The sequence below is a fragment of the Rahnella aceris genome (genome assembly GCF_011684115.1).
Classification (GTDB): domain Bacteria; phylum Pseudomonadota; class Gammaproteobacteria; order Enterobacterales; family Enterobacteriaceae; genus Rahnella; species Rahnella aceris.
Window position 1 is genome coordinate 2,664,112 of the sequence record NZ_JAADJV010000001.1, and the last position, 18,123, is coordinate 2,682,234.

Genomic DNA, 18,123 nt, shown 5'->3' on the forward strand with positions numbered 1-18,123 from the left:
AGAAAACGCTATTGTTTGCCTTTCGGAAAGGTATGATCCTCTTCGGAAATAAACGGAGGCATAAAATGAAAGACATTATTGCTAAACACAAGACAGGCGAAAGGATCGGGATCTGCTCAGTATGCTCTGCGCACCCGCTGGTGATTGAAGCTGCATTACGGGAAGACTTACACACTGGCCGAAAAGTGCTCATCGAGGCAACCTCCAACCAGGTAAATCAGTTTGGCGGCTATACCGGCATGCTGCCAATTGATTTTCGGGATTTCGTTCTCGCCATTGCCGAGAAAATCGGATTTCCATTACAACGTCTGATCTTAGGGGGCGATCATCTGGGGCCAAACTGCTGGCAGCACGAAAACGCCGAAACAGCGATGGCAAAAGCACAAGAGCTTATCGCGCGTTATGTCGAAGCCGGATTCAGCAAAATTCATCTGGATGCATCCATGTCCTGTGCAGACGATCCTGTTCCTCTGGATCCTTTCGTCGTGGCTCAGCGCGCGGCGCGTTTATGTCAGGTCGCAGAAGAAGTGGCAACTGCACAGCAGAAAGCGTTGCTGACCTATGTGATCGGTACTGAAGTTCCGGTTCCAGGCGGTGAGTCATCGGCGATTCAGCACGTTCATGTCACTGAAGCCAAAGATGCAAAAGCGACTCTGGATATGCACCATCAGGCATTTCGTGAACTCGGGCTCAATGATGCCATAGATCGGATCGTCGCCATCGTGGTTCAGCCCGGCGTTGAATTCGATCACAGCCGCGTGATTCACTATCAGTCTGATCTTGCTCAGGATCTGTCAGCTTATATTGCGACTACACCACTGGTTTATGAGGCACATTCCACCGATTACCAGACCCGGGATTCCTACCGCAACCTGGTGAAAGATCACTTCGCTATCCTGAAAGTGGGTCCCGCGCTGACTTTCGCTTTGCGGGAAGCCGTCTTTGCCCTGGCCAACATTGAACAGGTATTGATTGCGCCAGAATGCCGCAGCCAGATCCTCACGGTCATTGATGGCGTCATGCTGGATGAACCCGGTTACTGGAAAAAGTATTACAACCCAACATTCAGCCTTTCGCTTATCGATCTGCATTTCAGCTTATCCGATCGAATTCGCTACTACTGGCCTCATACACGCATCAACCGGGCGATGGACGTTTTAATGGCCAACCTGCGTTCAACAGATATCCCGCTTGGTCTGCTGAGCCAATATCTTCCTGCTCAGTTTGAACGGGTGATGAACGGCGAACTCGCCAGCGATCCGCATGAACTTATCATCGATAAAATTCAGGACGTTTTACGCGCATATCACTTCGGCTGCACGCCGTTGCAAACGACATGCGAAGGAGCCTGCCATGCATAATTGCGAAATCTTCGTCAAAACAGGTATCAGCTTTGCGGATTATCACGAAGCACTCATGCATATCGGTGAGCGCATGGTGCAGGAGGGCGTGGTGGAATCGACGTATCCGCAGGCGCTGGTCAATCGCGAGGCTGAATATCCCACCGGCATTCAGCTTGAACACCACGCCGTCGCCATTCCTCATTGCGAAGCCACCCATGCCCGCAGCCCGGCCATTTATCTGATCAGGCCAGATACAGCGGTGGAATTCTTTCAGGCTGATGATGAGGGAACGATTCCCGCGACACTCATTATTGCCCTGATTGTCACTCATCCTTCTGAACAGCTGATGTTGTTACGTCAGTTATTCAGCCAGCTACAGGATCCTGTTTTTTTCGAAAGCTTACTGACAGCGCCTGAAGAACAGCTATCCGCGCTTTTTGAACGGCACATTTTTATCCCGGCACCTGAGAAACGATCCGCCGTTTGTACCTGAAAATGTTCTCAGCAATAAACCCGACGTCTTACCTAAAAAAATAATATTTAAAACAATCTGTTAAGGAGCCTTACCGTGAAGCGAAAAATTATAGTCGCCTGTGGCGGAGCCGTTGCCACCTCTACGCTGGCAGCGGAGGAAATCAAAGAATTGTGTGAGGCGCATGGCATACATGTGGATCTCGTTCAGTGCCGGGTAACGGAAATCGAAACCTATATGGACGGTGCCCATCTGATTTGTACCACCGCCAAAGTTGACCGGACATTTGGCAACATTCCGGTGGTGCACGGCATGCCGTTTATCTCCGGCGTGGGTATGGATACGTTACGTCAGCAAATACTGACCCTGTTACAGGAGTAAGTCATGTTTACCGACATCATGCGCTACATCCTCGATCTCGGCCCGACAGTCATGCTGCCTGGGGTGATCATCGTTTTCTCTCTGATATTAGGGATGAAACTGGGGGATTCATTTAAATCTGCGATTCATATTGGTATTGGCTTTGTCGGGATCGGTCTGGTCATTGGCCTGATGCTCGACTCCATCGGCCCTGCGGCAAAAGCCATGGCAGAGCATTTCGAAATTAACCTGCAGGTCGTCGATATTGGCTGGCCGGGTTCGTCGCCAATGACCTGGGCATCACAAATCGCGCTGGTCGCTATTCCGATTGCGATCGGTGTGAACATCGTCATGTTGCTGACGCGTATGACACGTGTCGTCAATGTGGATATCTGGAATATCTGGCACATGACTTTCACCGGTGCCATGTTGCACCTCGCCACCGGTTCTTACTGGCTGGGGATCATGGGGGTCGTTTTGCATGCGGCATTCATCTACAAGCTGGGCGACTGGTTTGCAAAGGATACGCGTGACTTCTTTAATCTGGACGGTATTGCCATCCCCCATGGTTCCTCGGCGTATCTCGGCCCGATTGCGGTACTGGTTGATACCCTCATTGAGAAGATTCCAGGGCTGAACAAAATTCACTTCAGCGCTGATGATGTGCAAAAGCGTTTCGGTCCGTTCGGTGAACCCGTCACCGTCGGTTTCGTGATGGGGCTGATTATTGGTTACCTCGCGGGATACGACGTCAAAGGCGTATTGCAGCTGGCCGTTAAAACCGCTGCGGTTATGCTTCTGATGCCACGAGTCATCAAACCGATAATGGACGGTTTAACGCCCATTGCCCGCCATGCCCGTACACGTCTGCAAGCCCGCTTTGGTGGACAGGAGTTCCTGATTGGTCTGGATCCGGCTTTATTACTCGGTCATACCGCCGTTGTTTCAGCCAGCCTGATTTTTATTCCTCTGACAATCCTTATCGCCGTGCTTGTCCCGGGAAATCAGGTCTTGCCATTTGGTGACCTCGCCACTATCGGCTTCTTCGTTGCCATCGCGGTGGCCGTGCATCAGGGCAACCTGTTCCGCACGCTGATTTCGGGTTGCATCATCATGAGCATCACACTGTGGATAGCGACGCAGACCATTGATTTACATACCCAACTGGCTGCAAATGCGGGTGCACTCACGGCTGGAGGAAGAGTAGCTTCAATGGATCAGGGCGGCTCGCCGATCACGTATTTACTCATCCAACTTTGCACGCTCAAAAACATCGCCGGGCTCAGCATCATCGGCATTATTTACGCCATCGGTGTATTCCTGACATGGCGTCGCGCCCGTCAATTCACACAAACAGAAAAGCGGGCAGCCGCTTCACTGGCTAACTCTTAACTTTTCATCCCGGCGGGGGGAAATCCCCCGCTTAAGGAATCTGACTATGAAATCAGTTGTTGTACATGCTGACAGCAGAATAACTATTGAAGAGCAACCGGCTCCCACGCTGAGTGCACCCGATGAGGTTCTGGTTCGCATTGCCTACTCCGGGCTTTGCGGATCCGATATCCCGCGTATTTTCGCCAGCAGTTCACATTTTTATCCCATCACATTAGGCCACGAATTCAGTGGTCACGTCGTTAGCACCGGAGAAGAAGTCAGCGATTTATATGAGGGGGATGCCGTGGCCTGCGTACCTTTATTGCCATGCTTTCAGTGCGAAGAGTGCCGCAAAACAGCGTATTCCCAATGTAAGCATTATCAATTTATTGGCTCCCGACGGAGTGGCGGCCATGCTGAATTTATCGTGGTTTCGCGTAAAAACTTATTTAAATTGCCGGAGAATTTTTCACTTCTGCAAGGCGCTTTTTTGGAACCGCTCACCGTTGGCTTGCATGCCCTGAAGCTGGCAGGAGGCTGTGAGGGTAAAGAAGTGATAGTCATTGGAGCCGGCACCATCGGGCAGTTGCTTATTCAGGCAGCCAGCGCCCTGGGGGCTAAATCGGTGACAGCGATCGATATCAATCCGCAGCGCCTTTCCCTGGCGCAGGAAACAGGTGCCAGCCACGTTTATAACAGCGCAATATGCAACGCCGATGAAATCCGCCAGCAAACTCATGAACGGCGCTTTAATCAGCTGATTATTGAAACAGCAGGCACAGCGCAAACCGTGGCCTTGTCTCTCAATATCGCAGGCCCCAAAGCGCAAATCGCGCTGGTCGGCACCTTACACAAAGACCTGACTTTAGACGTCACTACTTTCGGCCATATCCTGCGCAAAGAGCTGACCTTGCTCGGCAGTTGGATGAACTATTCCTCTCCGTGGCCGGGCAGTGAGTGGCGACTTGCCATACAGCTTTTTGCTGAGAATAAACTAAACCTGGCCCCCCTGATCGCCAGTGTTGCCCGTCCCGCAGAGTTTGTCAGGGACGTCACGGCACTGGCTGGCAAGCCGATGACGGGAAAGATTTTGCTGGATATGACGGGAGGCTAAGAAAATGTATCTGATTTCAAACAGGGAAATGCTGCTCGCAGCTCAGCGCGGAGGTTACGCCGTCCCGGCTTTCAACGTTCACAACCTCGAGACGGTACAAGTCGTGGCAGAAACGGCGGCAGCCATGAGTTCTCCGGTGATCCTTGCCGGAACGCCGGGGACATTCAGTTATGCAGGTACAGACTACCTGATCTCGATATGCCATGAGGCTGCGCGGAAGTATCGCATTCCACTGGCGCTGCATCTGGACCACCATGAAGATCAGGGCGATATCGAAAACAAAGTCCGGTCGGGGATCCGCTCCGTAATGATTGATGCTTCACATTTCCCGCTGGCAGAAAACATCCAACACGTGTGTGAAACTGTACGGTTGTGTCATGCCTTTGATGCCAGTGTCGAAGCAGAACTCGGCCGTCTTGGCGGGCAGGAAGACGATCTGGTGGTAGACGAAAGCGACAGTTTTTTCACCGATCCCGTTGTGGCCAGGCACTTTGTTGAATCCACACGCATTGACTCGCTGGCCGTTGCGATTGGCTCCGCGCATGGTCTGTATCAGGGCGAACCGAAACTGGACTTCTGCCGCCTTGGGCAAATCCGTCAGCAGGTCGATGTCCCGCTGGTCCTGCATGGTGCGTCCGGTATTCCTGAAAGCATGATCCGTGAGGCAATAGAACTTGGGATTTGCAAAGTCAATATTGCGACCGAGCTGAAAATCGCATTTGCTGGCGCGGTAAAAGAGTATTTTGCACAACATCCGGATGCTAATGATCCCCGCAAATACATCGTGCCTGGAAAACTGGCGATGCAAAAAGTTGTTGAGGAAAAAATCAGGATCTGTGGTAGTGCCGGATGCTTATAACTGGCCTGTATTAACGAAGCGGGCTAAGCGCCCGCTTTCCGGATTTTTATTAAAGCGCCGGTTGCAGGCGTCATTCCATTCTGATTTTATGGAAGTTCATTGAGAGTAAAATGGAAACGCTATGACCACCCTTAACCACTTCGGCCAACCCATTGGTGATGCCCTTCCCGACTGGCAACCCCGCGAACGACCTTCTCATGTTCAGCTTGACGGCCTCTGGTGTCGTCTGGAGCCTCTGAACGCTGAACGCCATAGTCAGGATCTCTTCAGGGCCTGGCACAGCATTGATGATAATCGCGACTGGACATATCTCTCCGTCGATCGTCCTGCGACCCAGGCTGATTGCGATCTGTTTATTTCTCAACAGGCCAGAAGTGAGGATCCCTTGTTCTTTGCGGTTGTCGATATGCAGACACAACGCGCAGTCGGCAGTGTTTCTCTGATGCGCATTGATGCGGTGAATGGCGTTGCCGAAATTGGCTGGGTGAACTGGTCTCCGCTGATGAAACGCACGCGTTTTGGCACTGAAGCAATTTATCTGCTGCAACGCTATCTGTTCGATACGCTGAAATATCGCCGCTGCGAATGGAAATGCCACAGCCTGAATGAGCCATCAAAACTGGCCGCACAGCGTTTTGGTTTCCACTATGAAGGTATGTTCCGTCAGGCCATCATCAATAAAGGCCACAACCGTGACACCTGCTGGTATTCCGTTCTCGACTATGAATGGCCAGCGTCGAAAGCCGCGTTTGAACGCTGGTTAAGCGCAGATAATTTCACGCCGGAAGGTCAGCAAAAACAACGGCTGGAAACACTGCGTGGGTGAATATTGCCTGCGCTATTCACTGACGCAGGCGGGGGTTTGACCGCCAGGGGGATTTACAGTGCAGTCAGCACGGTAATATCAGGCCACGCATAGATTATGTTAGGCGAGCGCCAGAGTGGCCCGGCATCGGTATATCGTCCGGCTTCGCGGCCACCTAAAGCCTGGTAAAAACGAATGGCCGGTTCGTTTCCTTCGACAACGCCCAACCCTGCGCTGCGAAAACCTTCAGCGGAAAGATGCTTTGCGGCTTTGGCGATCAACAGTCGGCCAATTCCCCGACGTTTAAATGCCGGAGAAACATACAGAAATTTGATTTCTGCCATGTCGCCAAATTCCGGGTTTGAGGAAGCCGAAGCCAGACAAAATCCGGCGAATGCTCCATCAGTTTCCGCAATAAAAATGCCCTGACCGTCAGCAGGATGTGCAAATTTATCCTGCCAGAACGCTTGCCGACGCGGTACATCGAGAGCCACAAAAGCCTCCGGAGGAGCAAGCTCACGATAAGTATCACGCCAGATGGCAACATGTAATTGAGCAAGAGCATCGATATCTTTGGGTTCAGCAATCCGTAAAGTGCAGGCTGGCACGGCATCCCTCGTTATAAAAAAGTTCATGAGATCATAAAGTCTGCTCAGTATAGTCAGCCCTTCTCTTCCCGCGCCAGCAAACTGCGTTTTCGTTCTACCCCCCAGCGGTAACCGGAAATATTGCCACCGGTTTTCACCACCCGATGGCAGGGGATGGCGACCGCCAGCAGGTTCGCGGCGCAGGCCCCGGCCACTGCGCGGACGGATTTCGGCGAGCCAATTTTGTTGGCGATCTCGGCATAGCTGGCTGTTGTTCCCGGCGGAATATCACGCAATGCCTGCCAGACACGCTGCTGGAAAGCCGTGCCGCGAATATCCAGCGGCAAATCCAGACCCATCTCTGGCGCTTCCACAAAGCCGACGACCAGGGCAATACGCTGCTCGAAATCCGGATCACCGCCCAGTAATTCTGCCTGCGGAAAACTGTTTTGCAGTTCGTTAATCAGCTTTTCAGGATCATCTCCCAGCAAAATGGCGCAGATCCCCCGCTGACTTTCGGCGACCAGTATATCGCCGAGAGAAGATTTGCCGATGGCAAACCAGACGCGTACATCACGGCCGCCGGAGCGGAAATTTTGCGGCGTCATACCCAGTGTCGCCACGGAGGTTTCGTAAAACCGGCCATCAGAAGGATAGCCCGCCGCGTGGATCGCCTCGGTGACCGTCGCAGAATCTGCCAGTTTTTCACGTACCCGGCGTGCTCGCTGCACCTGTTGGTACTCTTTAGGTGTCACGCCGGTTTGTGCTTTAAACAGGCGATGAAAATGATATGCACTGATGCCCACTTTGGCAGCCAGCTGATTCAGCGTCAGCATGTCGGCTGATTGTTCCAGCAACCGGCAGGCCTGAGCCACACGCTGAGCATGAAACTGCGCCAGTGAAATCAGCCCCTGACGGCAACGCTTGCAGGGACGGAATCCTGCCTGTTCTGCGGCTTCGGCATCATCAAAGTAGATAACATTTTCCGGATTAGGCTGCCGCGACGGACACGACGGTGCGCAGTAAATTCCGGTGGTTTTTACCGCATAAACAAATTTGCCATCCGCATTCGCATCACAGTTGACGACCGCCTGCCAGCGAGGATCCTGGCTCTGCACACAGGTAATATTTCCCCATGCCTTATCTTTGATGACTTCTGTTTTACCTGACATTTTATGCCTCACGTTTGCGACTGGATAACTGCCAGCATAAATCGCCGTGAACACCCGCGCCCTCCGGCTCTTGCTTTCTCATTCAGCGCGGCGCCCTCAGCCTGCAACCGGTTTTAAGGGCGTTTCGAGGATCATCTGATAAAAAGCCAGATCCAGCCAGCGATCAAATTTGAAAGCCGCCTGTTTAATCGTGCCGGTATGACTGAATCCATTTTTTTCGTGCAGGGCAATACTGCCACTGTTAGCCGCATCAATGGCGCCAATCAGCGTATGCACGCCCCGTTCACGGGCAGCTTCCACCAGTGCGCTTAGCAGGATTTTTCCCAACCCTTTTCCACGATGATCTTTATGGATATAAATCGAATGCTCGACCGAATATTTATACGCAGGCCAGGCGCGGAACGTGCCATAACTGGCAAAACCCAGTAACGTCCCCTGCGCGTCTTCCAGCCCAATCACCGGAAAGTTATGGGTCAGTTTAGTGGCAAACCACGATGTCATGCTGTCGATATGGCGTGGCTTATAATCATAAAGCGCCGTAGATGTCAGAATCGCATCATTAAAGATATCCAAAATTGCGACAGCATGCTGGCGTTCAGTGCAGGTAATCATTTTCATCAGTCGTTCCCCGGTGGCTTCCGTTATGCACTCAATTCCACTATAGTAGAATTATTTCCACAAAAGTAAACAACGGAACTTACCTCATGTCAATCGACCAATTGATCGCCACGCGCCTGCAGGCTTTGCGAAAATCTCAGGGTTTAAGCCTCGAACAACTGGCCAGCAGTTCGGGCGTCAGTAAGGCAATGATTTCGAAAATTGAGCGGCAGGACAGCAGCCCGAGCGCCAGTCTGTTAGGCCGCCTCGCGGCCAGTCTGGGCGTGTCGCTGGCGCAGTTGCTGTCAGAAGATAACGAGCAGCCTGCACCCTTGCGCCCGCTGGCGCAGCAGGAAGTCTGGCAGGATCCGGATATCGGTTATCTGCGCCGTCAGGTGACGGCGCATGAGGAAAACGGCGGCGCGGAACTGGTCGAAATTACGCTGCCAGCGGCGGCTCGCGTCAGTTATCCGGGCTGGAGCCATCAGGCCTATAAACAACGTTTATGGATGGTGGAGGGGTCGCTGACGATTGATTATGGTGCTGAAAAATATGCGTTAACCGCGGGTGATGCGCTGACGTTCGGCGTTGATTTGCCCATCACATTCAGTAATCCCGGCACCAAGCCCTGCCGGTATCTGCTGGTCATGAGCGACAAATAGCCTCCACGCTGTCCAGCAGCGCCAGCGCACGGTCACGCTGACGGCGAAAGCGCGTTGCCATCATCAGCCACATTTCCGGCGAGGTATCTTCCCGCCGTGCAGCCAGTTCCTGAAAACCGGGGAACGCACCGCCGCGATAACTCAGATCGTAATGGAAGTCATCCACGGAGCTGTAACGCAGGCGATGTAAACCGGCGATCGCCTGTTTCAGTTGCCGCTGCCAGGTCTGCGGATCCGCCTGCCAGTTCGTGGTCAGTTCGCTCAAAACAGGCTGTAATTGTTGTAATTTTTCAGCCACGGTAAAGAGATCAAATTCAGGTGAAATTGTGGCGGCGAGTTCTGCCAGCGATTGCTGCAAACCGTTCAGGTAAGCCAGCGGATCAAGCGGCAGCGCGGGTTGTGTCAGCAGGCCTTCCAGCCAGTGCGCGTGGATTTGCGTATCGCGCCAGAGAATATTCAGATCCACTTTATCGTAAGTGTCGTCTTGCGTGTGCCACCACCAGCCGCCGCCGCTGCCCGGCGACTGACTGTTTTTTTCCAGCGGGACTTCACGAAAGGCAAAATGCAGTGGCAGACCGCACCCCCAGAATGACTGATCGCCGCCTTTGCCCAGGGGGGTAATGCGCTGCGCCGGTTCACCGGTCACGGCTTTCACCGCCGCATTTAAAAAGGTCTGTGATTCCGCACCACTGGCATTGAGCACAACATTCACCGCATCCTTACACCCCGGCGAATCGACGTTAATATGCGCCACGCAATGCTGTTTCAGTTGCTGGCGGTAGTTGTCAGCGTACCAGGTCGAGCCACCATAACGGGCATTGGAATGCCCGGGCCACCAGATAATCCGCAGTCCGCGCAGCAACGTTTGTGGTTGCTGATGAATATGAATTGCCATCGCCAGACAAAGCGCATTACCGGTCGCGTTATCCGTGACGCCTTCGTGCCAGGAATCATAATGTGAAGAAAGGAGAACGAACTCCGGCGAACGGCCGGGAATTTCCACCACCGGCATGCTGCATTCAGCAACGTGAAAATTCAATTCCGTGGCGATTTCCAGCGTCATCAGCGGGTGTTGCTGATACTGCGCCAGCAAACGCTGACCATCCTGATGATTAACGGAAATCACCGGCAAGCGCGGATAACGCAGAAAATCATCCGGTTCCGGCGTCCCCCAGACCGGCCCGACGGTTTCTTCATGCAGTGCGGTTTCAGCCGACCCCCAGATATGGATAAGTCCGGCGGCACCTGCAGCGCACAGGCGTTGCACGTAATCTTCAAAGCCCTGCCCCGCAATCACAATTTTGCCTTTTACGTCCTGCGCCCAACGTTGCCATTCAAGATCGGTACGCGGCTGACAGGCGCCGTCATCGTGATAACCCTGTGCTTCCACGCCCTGCGGAAAATGGGCCGAGAACGAACGGGTTTTGGCGTCGCACTGCCATTGCGGAAATTCAGGCAGCCGCAATCTTCCGGCCAGGGGATCGCTGAGATACAGCGGGCACTGCATCAGCCGCGCATCCAGTCCGTGATCCTGCAACACAGACACCATGTGCTGCGCCGCCCGTTGTGCATCATCGCAGCCGGAAAGCCGGTGCAACCCGGAAAACTCGCGCAACAGGTCATCCATCAGCGGTAACAAATGCTCACGAACAGGCGGGCACAAACTCATGATTATTTAGCCTTTTCCTGATGAACGGATATATCCAGCGGACCGAAGTATTGCGTCTTAATCTTTTCCCAGGTGCCGTCGGCAATGATTTTCGCCAGCCCGTCATTGAGCAGTTTTTTGATATGGTCGTCGCCTTTACGCAGACCGTACGACGAACCGATACTGAACAGTTTGTCGTCGCGCACTTCCGGGCCGGTCAGGGTAAAATTCTTGCCTTCCGGTTTGTTGAGGAAACCAAAGGTCACCGCCACCGCCGGGCTGAGCGCGCCGTCTAAACGACCGGCCACCAGATCCTGATAAATGGTGTCCTGATCGGCATATGCCACCACATCCACCCCTTTCGGCTGCCAGAAAGTATTGGCATACATTTCCTGAATCGACCCCTGCTGAACCGCGATACGCTTGCCCTGCAACGATTCCGGCGTCGGCAACAGCGGACTGCCTTTTTGCACCACCAGTTTGGTCGGGATGTGATACACAAAATCGCTGAAGTCGATCACTTTGCGACGTTTTTCGGTCGCACCCTGCGGCGAAATGAAATCCACTTTTTTGGCGATCAGCGAAGGAATTTCAGCGTCAAAGCTGCTGACCACATAGTCACATTTCACTTTCATCTCTTTGCAGATGGCATTGGTGACGTCAATTTCAAAGCCGGTCGGCGTGCCCGCCGCATCACGGAACTGGAATGGCGGATAACTTAAATCTGCGCCGACACGCAAAGTTTCGCCTTCGGCATGTGCCAGCGCACTGCCAAACGTCAGTGCCATAACGGCAGCTGCCAGTGTTTTTTTCATCATTATCCTGTCCTCTTACCCAAGGTTATTATTTTGATTGTTAAGTTAAAAATGAGACTTCCAGTTTAAAAACTCTTCCCGCACGGCCTGAAGTTTTGCGCCGTCCTGACACAAATCCACTGTCGTCATCGCCAGCGCTTTTGCCGCCTGCAACATGGCCTGCAAACCGGCCCCGGAACCGGCCGCTTTGGCAAATTCCGGTGTATGCGGCAGCACATCACCGATACGGATATACGGGTGGATCGCCGCTGTTATCTGACTGACATTGCCGATATCCGAAGAACCGATCCCGCCACTGAGCGGCGGCGGAACCACTTCCACACCCAGAATGTCCAGATTCTGTTTAAAGTATTCCGCCAGCGTCAGATTGTTATTGCGCTCGGCGTAGGTCAGCCCTTCTTCAACTTCCAGCCGCGCACCGGCCATCAGCGCCGCGCCTTGTGCCGCATCAAACACTTTTTGTTTAACAATGCTCAGCCCTCTGACCGTACTGGCCCGCATCAGGAACTTCGCCTCCGCATAAGCCGGAACAATATTGGTCGCGCTGCCGCCGTCGGAAATGATGCCGTGCACGCGCACATCGTCGGTGAACATTTGACGCAGGGCGTTAATGCCGTTGAAAGTGTGGATCACCGCATCGAGTGCGCTGATGCCGTTTTGGGGTGCCGACGCCGCATGCGCCGCTTTGCCATAGAACTTAAACACCGCATCGACACACGCCAGCCCGCCGCGCACCACCATGGTTTTGTCGCGCGGATGGAACATCATTACGGCGTCCACATGGTCGAAAATGCCTTTCTCGCTGAGAATAATTTTGCCGCCGCCCTCTTCTTCTGCCGGTGTGCCGATCACTTCCAGCCTGCCGGTCAGCAGATGCGATTGCTGTTTCAGCGCCAGCGCGGCCGTCACGGATGCCGTGCCAATCAGGTTATGTCCGCAGGCATGCCCCAGATCCTTCAGCGCATCGTATTCCGCCAGCAACGCGATCACCGGACCCGGCTTGCCACTGTCATAGGTTGCGCGAAACGCCGTCGCCAGGCCGCCAGGTTGTTCCTCAATCTCAAACCCCGCCGCGCGCAGTGGTGCAATCAGTGCCGCTGCGGATTCGACTTCCTCAAAGCTGAGTTCAGGGTTGGCATGAATATTCATTGCCAGCGCGCTGGCCTGCGCGGCGAGTGAATCCACAGCCGCAATAATCTGAGTTTTCTGTTCCCCGGCGTGATGAACTGATGTAGTGCAATTCGACATGTTTATTCCCTGCGATGGTGCAAAAAACCAAAAAATATTTTCGGATGAATACAATCTGGCACTGCGATAAGTCGTCTCTGTGCCTTACAGAAATAGGGCTTTTGACGTTTTCGGTCAAATTGAGCCTTTTTATCTGTTGCGTCTTTTACGCAAAAATTATTTTATGACTGAGGGATTTTACTGGCAGCGGAAAACGATGAACGAGAAAGACTGGCTGATATTGCGGGCGGTATATCAGCATAAAAACATTACCCGGGCGGCAGAGCAGCTTTATACCTCTCAGCCCGCACTCAGTTACCGTTTGCGCCAGATTGAACGCAAGCTGGCGATCCGTCTGTTTGAAGAAGGACAAAAAGGACTGGTTTTCAGCGCGCAGGGGGAATATCTCGCGCAACACGCGTTGACCGTGCTCAACGATTTACAGCAACTGAAACTCAATCTGCACAGTCTGGATCAGGAACAGCAGGGAGAGATTTCGCTGGGCGTGTCGAGCAACTATGCAGCGTACCGTCTGCCACCATTACTCAGCCAGTTCCGGCAGACGCATCCGGGGATCCGCGTGAATCTGATGAGTGGTTTTAGCGAGGAAATCATTCAGAAACTGTTGCGCGGGGAAATTGATATGGCGCTGGTCAAGGACGATTTTAACTGGAAGGAAGGCAAGCATCTGATTGAGGAAGATGATTACGTGCTGATCAACAGTCAGGATTTTGATTTCGCCCTGCTGCCGCACATGCCGCAGATAAAAATTCATCACGGCCCGCACGTGACACAACTGATTGAGCGCTGGTGGAATGCCAACTTTTCCCATGCGCCGACTATCACGATGGAAGTCGACAAACTGGAAGTGTGCATGGCGATGGTGGAACACGGGCTGGGTTACGCGATTGTCGCCACTTATTTACCGCTGCCGGAGCATTTTTACCGCCGCCCGATTAACGTGGACGGCGCGACGGTAAAAAACCGCACCTGGCTGCTGCACCGCCATAACCTGAACGCCACGCCGTACATGCAGGCATTTATTCATCTGTTACAGACGGCACAGCACGGGCTGACGCCCCGCTGATCAGAGATCTAACGTGCCGTCGATCAGCGTACAGGTATCGCCACCGATCCAGGGTTCGCCATCCACAAACGTGACCGTCACGCGGCCATCGCGCTGGAGTTTGGTGCCCTGCCGCACGCGGTAAGTTTGTGCCATCTGAGCGCCATCCGGGAAATTCGCCGCTTTCAGCACCCGGGCCAGACAGGCATTGGCGCTGCCGGTGACCGGATCTTCTTTCAGCACACCGTCCTCATCGATAATCGCCCGCACTTCATAATCCGCCGGGCCATTTTTATCGTGTAAACCATAGACCGCGATACCGTTAATCCCGAGTTGTTTTTGTAGCTGGCTGACTGCCGCGGCATCGGCGGTGATGTTCAGGCAATCCTGCGCACTTTCCATCCGTACGACCAGCCAGATGATGCCCATATCAACCGCAACCGGCATGACATCAGCCTGAATATTACCGCCGCGCAGCGCGGTTTCCAGCAAGGTGTGATGTTCAGCCGCCAGCGGTTTCATCTGCGCAGGCGGCGCGGAAAATGCCTGACCGCCATCTGCCAGTTGCTTCACCTGCACCAGCCCGACACCGCATTCCTGCACCAGATATCCCGCGTTTTTTGGCTTCAGCCCGCTTTGCAACAGCGCGTACGCCGTGCCCAGCGTCGGATGTCCGGCGAACGGCAGCTCTTTGTCGGTCGTAAAAATCCGCACACGGTAATCCGCTTCGGGTGAAACCGGTTTGAGCACAAACGCCGTTTCCGCCAGATTGGTCCAGCGGGCCATCGCAAACATTTCGGCATCCGTCAGTCCTTCCGAATCCAATATCACGGCCAATGCATTGCCTTTGAGTGGCTCAGCGGTGAACACATCAACTTGTTTAAAACGGCGCAGGCGGGTCATAGCAAATCCTTTTAAATCATTAAGAAAGAGAGGGCGAACTGACTGAGTTTAGGAATATTTCGATAAGTTATCGAGAAAAATGTCAGCCGTTGTCGGCTGACCTATGCTTAATAACGTCGTTTCCAAAATATCCTAAAAACATAAGGAACAGAAAGATGCCCGTGAAGGATTTAATTGGTATTGGTATCGGCCCTTTTAATTTAAGTCTCGCCGCCATGGCAAAAGACACAGAAAAACTCAACGCCGCTTTCTTTGATGCTAACCCGGAATTCAGCTGGCATCCCGGTATGTTATTACCCACGGCGACCATGCAGACCTACGTCCTGCAGGATCTGGTCACTACCGTTGCGCCGCGCAGCGAATTTTCGTTTATTAATTATCTGGTTGATCAGAAGAAGATTTACCGTTTTCTGGCCACGGAACAGCTGATCATCAGCCGCGATGAGTTTTCCGACTATCTGCGCTGGGCGTGTGACCGCATTGCGGGTTTGCATTTTTCCGAACCGGTTGAGCGCATTGATTTCGACGATAAGCGACAGGAATTTATCGTACAGAGTGAAAAAGGCGAGCACCGCGCGCGCAATATTTGCCTCGGCACCGGCCATGCGCCGTGGATCCCAAAACCGGCACGGGCGGCGCTGGGTGATAACTGTTTTCACGCCGCAGAAATAGAACTACGTGAGCCAGATTTCACCGGTAAACGTGTGGTTGTTGTCGGCGGCGGACAAAGCGGTGCCGACATCGTTCTCAACGCGCTGAGCGGCCACTGGGGCGAGTTCACCGAACTGAGCTGGATATCACGACGCCCTAATTTCCAGCCGCTGGATGAATCCATTTTCACCAATGAGTATTTCACGCCGGAGTATGTGAATTACTTTTATACGCTGCCGGAAGAGGTGCGCGAGCAGGAAATCGAAACACAAAAACTGCCCTCTGATGGCATCAGTTATCACACGCTCGAAGACATCTACAAGCAGCTTTATCACCGTTTCGACGTGCTGCATCAGCGGCGTAATGTACGTTTGTTGCCGCACCGTGCACTGGATCATATCGTGCGTAATGCGGCTGGCGATTTCAGTTTGCAGGCAAAACACGGGCTGGAAAAATGCGAGGAACATTTCAGTGCCGATATTGTGATCCTGGCAACCGGCTACCGTCCCGGTTTGCCGGATTATCTCGAGCCATTGCTGGATCGTATTCCTTATGACCGCGAGCAGCATCTGCCGCTGCAGCCGAATTTCAATCTGCGCTGGGACGGCCCGGAGCAGAACCGCATTTACGCGGTGAATGCCGGTATTCACAGCCACGGCAGCGCCGAGGGGCAACTGACACTGACTGCGTGGCGATCGGCGAAAATCCTCAATCATCTGCTGGGCGAAGCGCATTACGATCTGCGGCCGGTGCCTTCACTGGTGCAATGGTGGTCGGACGACGCGGGTAAGAAATAGCAGGCACAAAAAAGCGGAGCATCAGGCTCCGCTTTCCTTTACTGAATTGAATTAAACACATCAGACATAAAAATAGATGGCTAAAAAGTGGCAGGCGCTGCCGCCGAGCACAAATCCGTGCCAGATCGCGTGGCCGAACCGAAAGCGTTTCGAGGCGTAGAAAATAACGCCCAGCGTGTATATCACGCCGCCCAGCGCCAGCAATATCACACCGCCAAGAGAAAGTGTGGTCGCAAGCTGATAAATCACAATCAGTGACAGCCAGCCCATCGTCAGATAGGTGACCAGCGAAAGCACCTCAAAACGGTGCGCGAATGCCAGTTTAAAAATCACGCCGAACAGTGCCAGCCCCCAGATCACCGCCATTAATCCTTTCGCCAGCGGGGAATTGAGCCCGACGAGCAGGAACGGTGTGTAGGTTCCGGCGATCAGCAAATAAATCGCGCAGTGATCAAGTTTTTTCAGCCAGTATTTGGCTTTCTGATGCGGTATCGCGTGATACAGCGTGGAGGCCAGATACAGCAAAATCATGCTGCCGCCGTACAAACTATAACTGGTGATCGCCATGGCGCTGGCGTTATCGCCAACTGCCTGAACCAGCAACAGCACCAGCCCGACAATCCCGAAAACCAGACCAACGCCGTGACTCAGGCTGTTGGCAATTTCTTCGGCCCACGGATATCCCTGTGGGGATGGAGACAACTTACCCATACGTTGAGAATCCTCAAGACAAAAAAGGGAAAATGATTGTTAATAAAACGGTTCAACAGAATCAGATTAACTGAGAACCATTCCAGTGTACATCTGTAAGCTTAAAATGAGTATTATCTGATGTAACAGTCTCTTAGGCAGATCATCATTTCATTCACCCCGTTGTGTGAAGCCCTTCAATTCATTCAATTTGTTTATAATTCATTCAGATTACATTTTTGAGACACATGCATTTTCCGCACCCAAAAACATGATTTTTTTATATCAAGCGACTAAGGTGTAGCGGAAAAGTGAAATAACGCCGTTTACCATGCCGTCAATATGACTAAGGTTTTAGTATGTCTGCAGCCACTACCCCGCTGAATTTCGGCGCAATGACCGAAGTTTTTCAGTTCCTGATGGAAATCGACAAACTGAAAAGCGTGCAACGTCGCACCAAAGTGTTAGGCACTGAGCGTCAGGAAAACTCCGCAGAACATAGCTGGCATTTCGCCGTGGCAGCAATGTCCCTGGCCCCTTTCGCACCGGAAGGCGTTGATATCAATAAAGTCATCCGTATGGCTTTGATCCACGACATCGTCGAAATCGATGCCGGTGATGTGCTGGTTTACGATCTCGCTGCCCGCGCAGCAGTTCACGATCAGGAAATCATTGCCGCGAAACGCCTGTTCGGCCTGCTGCCTGCACCGCTGAACACACAATTCCTGGATTTGTGGAATGAATACGAAGCGGGTGAAACCCCGGAAGCGCGCTTTGCGCTGGTGATCGACCGCGTGATGCCGATGATCATGAACCTGAATAATCAGGGGCAGAGCTGGGTGGAGAACAATATCCGTCTGGAGCAGGTGTTAGCCCGTAATGCCTTTATCGCCGATATCCATCCTGAACTGTGGCTGCATATCCGCAGTCATCTGGATAACGCCCATCAGCAGGGCTGGCTGAAGTAATTTTTTTGCTCCT

The 18,123-nt window shown here is 53.0% G+C and carries 19 protein-coding genes; 11 read left to right on the top strand and 8 right to left on the bottom strand.

From position 1 onward, the window contains the following. Nucleotides 1-65 precede the first annotated feature (65 nt). From gatZ to GW591_RS12225, 7 genes are all read left to right on the top strand, one after another. Nucleotides 66-1,361 carry a tagatose-bisphosphate aldolase subunit GatZ gene (gene gatZ / locus GW591_RS12195; RefSeq protein WP_119261916.1) on the top strand — a complete coding sequence of 432 codons (1,296 nt, stop codon included), beginning with the start codon at nt 66-68 and terminating at the stop codon, nt 1,359-1,361. Then, a complete protein-coding gene (gatA, locus tag GW591_RS12200) occupies nt 1,354-1,836 on the top strand; it encodes a PTS galactitol transporter subunit IIA (RefSeq protein ID WP_013576747.1) in 483 nt (160 codons plus the stop codon). The genes gatZ and gatA overlap by 8 nt, the downstream gene beginning before the upstream one ends. Nucleotides 1,837-1,911: 75 nt before the next feature. Continuing rightward, complete coding sequence (gene gatB, locus GW591_RS12205; protein ID WP_013576748.1) at nt 1,912-2,196, top strand: PTS galactitol transporter subunit IIB; 285 nt, start codon at nt 1,912-1,914, stop codon at nt 2,194-2,196. 3 nt (nt 2,197-2,199) lie between these two features. After that, nucleotides 2,200-3,567 (top strand): galactitol-specific PTS transporter subunit IIC, encoded by a 1,368-nt coding sequence (locus GW591_RS12210; RefSeq protein WP_119261917.1) that lies wholly within the window; start codon nt 2,200-2,202, stop codon nt 3,565-3,567. A 46-nt stretch (nt 3,568-3,613) separates the two neighbouring features. Beyond that, nucleotides 3,614-4,663 (top strand): alcohol dehydrogenase catalytic domain-containing protein, encoded by a 1,050-nt coding sequence (locus GW591_RS12215; protein WP_013576750.1) that lies wholly within the window; start codon nt 3,614-3,616, stop codon nt 4,661-4,663. A gap of 4 nt (nt 4,664-4,667) precedes the next feature. Continuing rightward, a complete protein-coding gene (locus GW591_RS12220; protein WP_119261918.1) occupies nt 4,668-5,522 on the top strand; it encodes a tagatose bisphosphate family class II aldolase in 855 nt (284 codons plus the stop codon). Nucleotides 5,523-5,643: 121 nt separating this feature from the next. Next, a complete protein-coding gene (locus GW591_RS12225) occupies nt 5,644-6,348 on the top strand; it encodes a GNAT family N-acetyltransferase (protein ID WP_112150852.1) in 705 nt (234 codons plus the stop codon). A 53-nt stretch (nt 6,349-6,401) separates the two neighbouring features. Here GW591_RS12225 and GW591_RS12230 read toward each other — a convergent pair whose 3' ends face one another. From GW591_RS12230 to GW591_RS12240, 3 genes are all read right to left on the bottom strand, one after another. Continuing rightward, nucleotides 6,402-6,935 carry a GNAT family N-acetyltransferase gene (locus GW591_RS12230; RefSeq protein WP_013576753.1) on the bottom strand — a complete coding sequence of 178 codons (534 nt, stop codon included), beginning with the start codon at nt 6,933-6,935 and terminating at the stop codon, nt 6,402-6,404. Nucleotides 6,936-6,988: 53 nt separating this feature from the next. Next, the gene (ada, locus tag GW591_RS12235; protein ID WP_166860658.1) at nt 6,989-8,086 is read right to left on the bottom strand and encodes a bifunctional DNA-binding transcriptional regulator/O6-methylguanine-DNA methyltransferase Ada; all 1,098 of its coding nucleotides are present in this window, start codon (nt 8,084-8,086) and stop codon (nt 6,989-6,991) included. 96 nt (nt 8,087-8,182) lie between these two features. Further along, complete coding sequence (locus tag GW591_RS12240; RefSeq protein ID WP_037036720.1) at nt 8,183-8,704, bottom strand: GNAT family N-acetyltransferase; 522 nt, start codon at nt 8,702-8,704, stop codon at nt 8,183-8,185. 86 nt (nt 8,705-8,790) lie between these two features. On the opposite strand from GW591_RS12240, the gene GW591_RS12245 reads away from it, so the two are divergent. Continuing rightward, a complete protein-coding gene (locus GW591_RS12245) occupies nt 8,791-9,345 on the top strand; it encodes a helix-turn-helix domain-containing protein (protein WP_112150853.1) in 555 nt (184 codons plus the stop codon). On the opposite strand, the gene GW591_RS12250 is transcribed toward GW591_RS12245, so the two are convergent. Genes GW591_RS12250 through GW591_RS12260 form a run of 3 tightly spaced genes read right to left on the bottom strand, consistent with a single transcriptional unit; the run spans nt 9,329 to nt 13,056 of the window. After that, a complete protein-coding gene (locus tag GW591_RS12250) occupies nt 9,329-11,014 on the bottom strand; it encodes a M28 family peptidase (protein WP_166860660.1) in 1,686 nt (561 codons plus the stop codon). The two genes, GW591_RS12245 and GW591_RS12250, sit on opposite strands and share 17 nt — an antisense overlap. 2 nt (nt 11,015-11,016) lie before the next feature. Continuing rightward, nucleotides 11,017-11,811 (bottom strand): transporter substrate-binding domain-containing protein, encoded by a 795-nt coding sequence (locus GW591_RS12255; protein WP_013576758.1) that lies wholly within the window; start codon nt 11,809-11,811, stop codon nt 11,017-11,019. Nucleotides 11,812-11,853: 42 nt separating this feature from the next. Continuing rightward, nucleotides 11,854-13,056, bottom strand: a complete 1,203-nt coding sequence (locus GW591_RS12260; RefSeq protein ID WP_166860661.1) for a M20 family metallopeptidase — start codon at nt 13,054-13,056, stop codon at nt 11,854-11,856. 196 nt (nt 13,057-13,252) lie between these two features. On the opposite strand from GW591_RS12260, the gene GW591_RS12265 reads away from it, so the two are divergent. Further along, nucleotides 13,253-14,122 (top strand): LysR family transcriptional regulator, encoded by an 870-nt coding sequence (locus tag GW591_RS12265; RefSeq protein WP_126125097.1) that lies wholly within the window; start codon nt 13,253-13,255, stop codon nt 14,120-14,122. Here the strand turns inward: GW591_RS12265 and GW591_RS12270 are convergent, their stop codons facing one another. Then, on the bottom strand, nt 14,123-15,004 hold the full coding sequence (locus tag GW591_RS12270) for a PhzF family phenazine biosynthesis protein (RefSeq protein ID WP_037036707.1): 882 nt from the start codon (nt 15,002-15,004) through the stop codon (nt 14,123-14,125). 155 nt (nt 15,005-15,159) lie between these two features. Between GW591_RS12270 and GW591_RS12275 the strand changes: the two genes are divergently transcribed. Further along, nucleotides 15,160-16,452 (top strand): lysine N(6)-hydroxylase/L-ornithine N(5)-oxygenase family protein, encoded by a 1,293-nt coding sequence (locus GW591_RS12275; RefSeq protein WP_013576762.1) that lies wholly within the window; start codon nt 15,160-15,162, stop codon nt 16,450-16,452. Between the two features lie 60 nt (nt 16,453-16,512). On the opposite strand, the gene trhA is transcribed toward GW591_RS12275, so the two are convergent. After that, nucleotides 16,513-17,163, bottom strand: a complete 651-nt coding sequence (trhA, locus tag GW591_RS12280) for a PAQR family membrane homeostasis protein TrhA (RefSeq protein WP_112150856.1) — start codon at nt 17,161-17,163, stop codon at nt 16,513-16,515. A gap of 338 nt (nt 17,164-17,501) precedes the next feature. Between trhA and GW591_RS12285 the strand changes: the two genes are divergently transcribed. Continuing rightward, nucleotides 17,502-18,110, top strand: a complete 609-nt coding sequence (locus GW591_RS12285) for an HD domain-containing protein (RefSeq protein WP_013576764.1) — start codon at nt 17,502-17,504, stop codon at nt 18,108-18,110. Nucleotides 18,111-18,123: the final 13 nt, after the last annotated feature.

Bases quoted from the DNA above. Each gene is read 5' to 3' on its own strand.
- GW591_RS12275 (WP_013576762.1), top strand. From the start codon at position 15,160: ATGCCCGTGAAGGATTTAATTGGTATTGGTATCGGCCCTTTTAATTTA.
- GW591_RS12255 (WP_013576758.1), bottom strand. From the start codon at position 11,811: ATGATGAAAAAAACACTGGCAGCTGCCGTTATGGCACTGACGTTTGGC.
- GW591_RS12225 (WP_112150852.1), top strand. From the start codon at position 5,644: ATGACCACCCTTAACCACTTCGGCCAACCCATTGGTGATGCCCTTCCC.
- GW591_RS12215 (WP_013576750.1), top strand. From the start codon at position 3,614: ATGAAATCAGTTGTTGTACATGCTGACAGCAGAATAACTATTGAAGAG.
- GW591_RS12265 (WP_126125097.1), top strand. From the start codon at position 13,253: ATGAACGAGAAAGACTGGCTGATATTGCGGGCGGTATATCAGCATAAA.
- GW591_RS12260 (WP_166860661.1), bottom strand. From the start codon at position 13,056: ATGTCGAATTGCACTACATCAGTTCATCACGCCGGGGAACAGAAAACT.
- gatA (WP_013576747.1), top strand. From the start codon at position 1,354: ATGCATAATTGCGAAATCTTCGTCAAAACAGGTATCAGCTTTGCGGAT.
- GW591_RS12210 (WP_119261917.1), top strand. From the start codon at position 2,200: ATGTTTACCGACATCATGCGCTACATCCTCGATCTCGGCCCGACAGTC.
- gatZ (WP_119261916.1), top strand. From the start codon at position 66: ATGAAAGACATTATTGCTAAACACAAGACAGGCGAAAGGATCGGGATC.
- GW591_RS12285 (WP_013576764.1), top strand. From the start codon at position 17,502: ATGTCTGCAGCCACTACCCCGCTGAATTTCGGCGCAATGACCGAAGTT.
- ada (WP_166860658.1), bottom strand. From the start codon at position 8,086: ATGTCAGGTAAAACAGAAGTCATCAAAGATAAGGCATGGGGAAATATT.
- GW591_RS12270 (WP_037036707.1), bottom strand. From the start codon at position 15,004: ATGACCCGCCTGCGCCGTTTTAAACAAGTTGATGTGTTCACCGCTGAG.
- GW591_RS12245 (WP_112150853.1), top strand. From the start codon at position 8,791: ATGTCAATCGACCAATTGATCGCCACGCGCCTGCAGGCTTTGCGAAAA.
- GW591_RS12240 (WP_037036720.1), bottom strand. From the start codon at position 8,704: ATGAAAATGATTACCTGCACTGAACGCCAGCATGCTGTCGCAATTTTG.
- trhA (WP_112150856.1), bottom strand. From the start codon at position 17,163: ATGGGTAAGTTGTCTCCATCCCCACAGGGATATCCGTGGGCCGAAGAA.
- GW591_RS12220 (WP_119261918.1), top strand. From the start codon at position 4,668: ATGTATCTGATTTCAAACAGGGAAATGCTGCTCGCAGCTCAGCGCGGA.
- GW591_RS12250 (WP_166860660.1), bottom strand. From the start codon at position 11,014: ATGAGTTTGTGCCCGCCTGTTCGTGAGCATTTGTTACCGCTGATGGAT.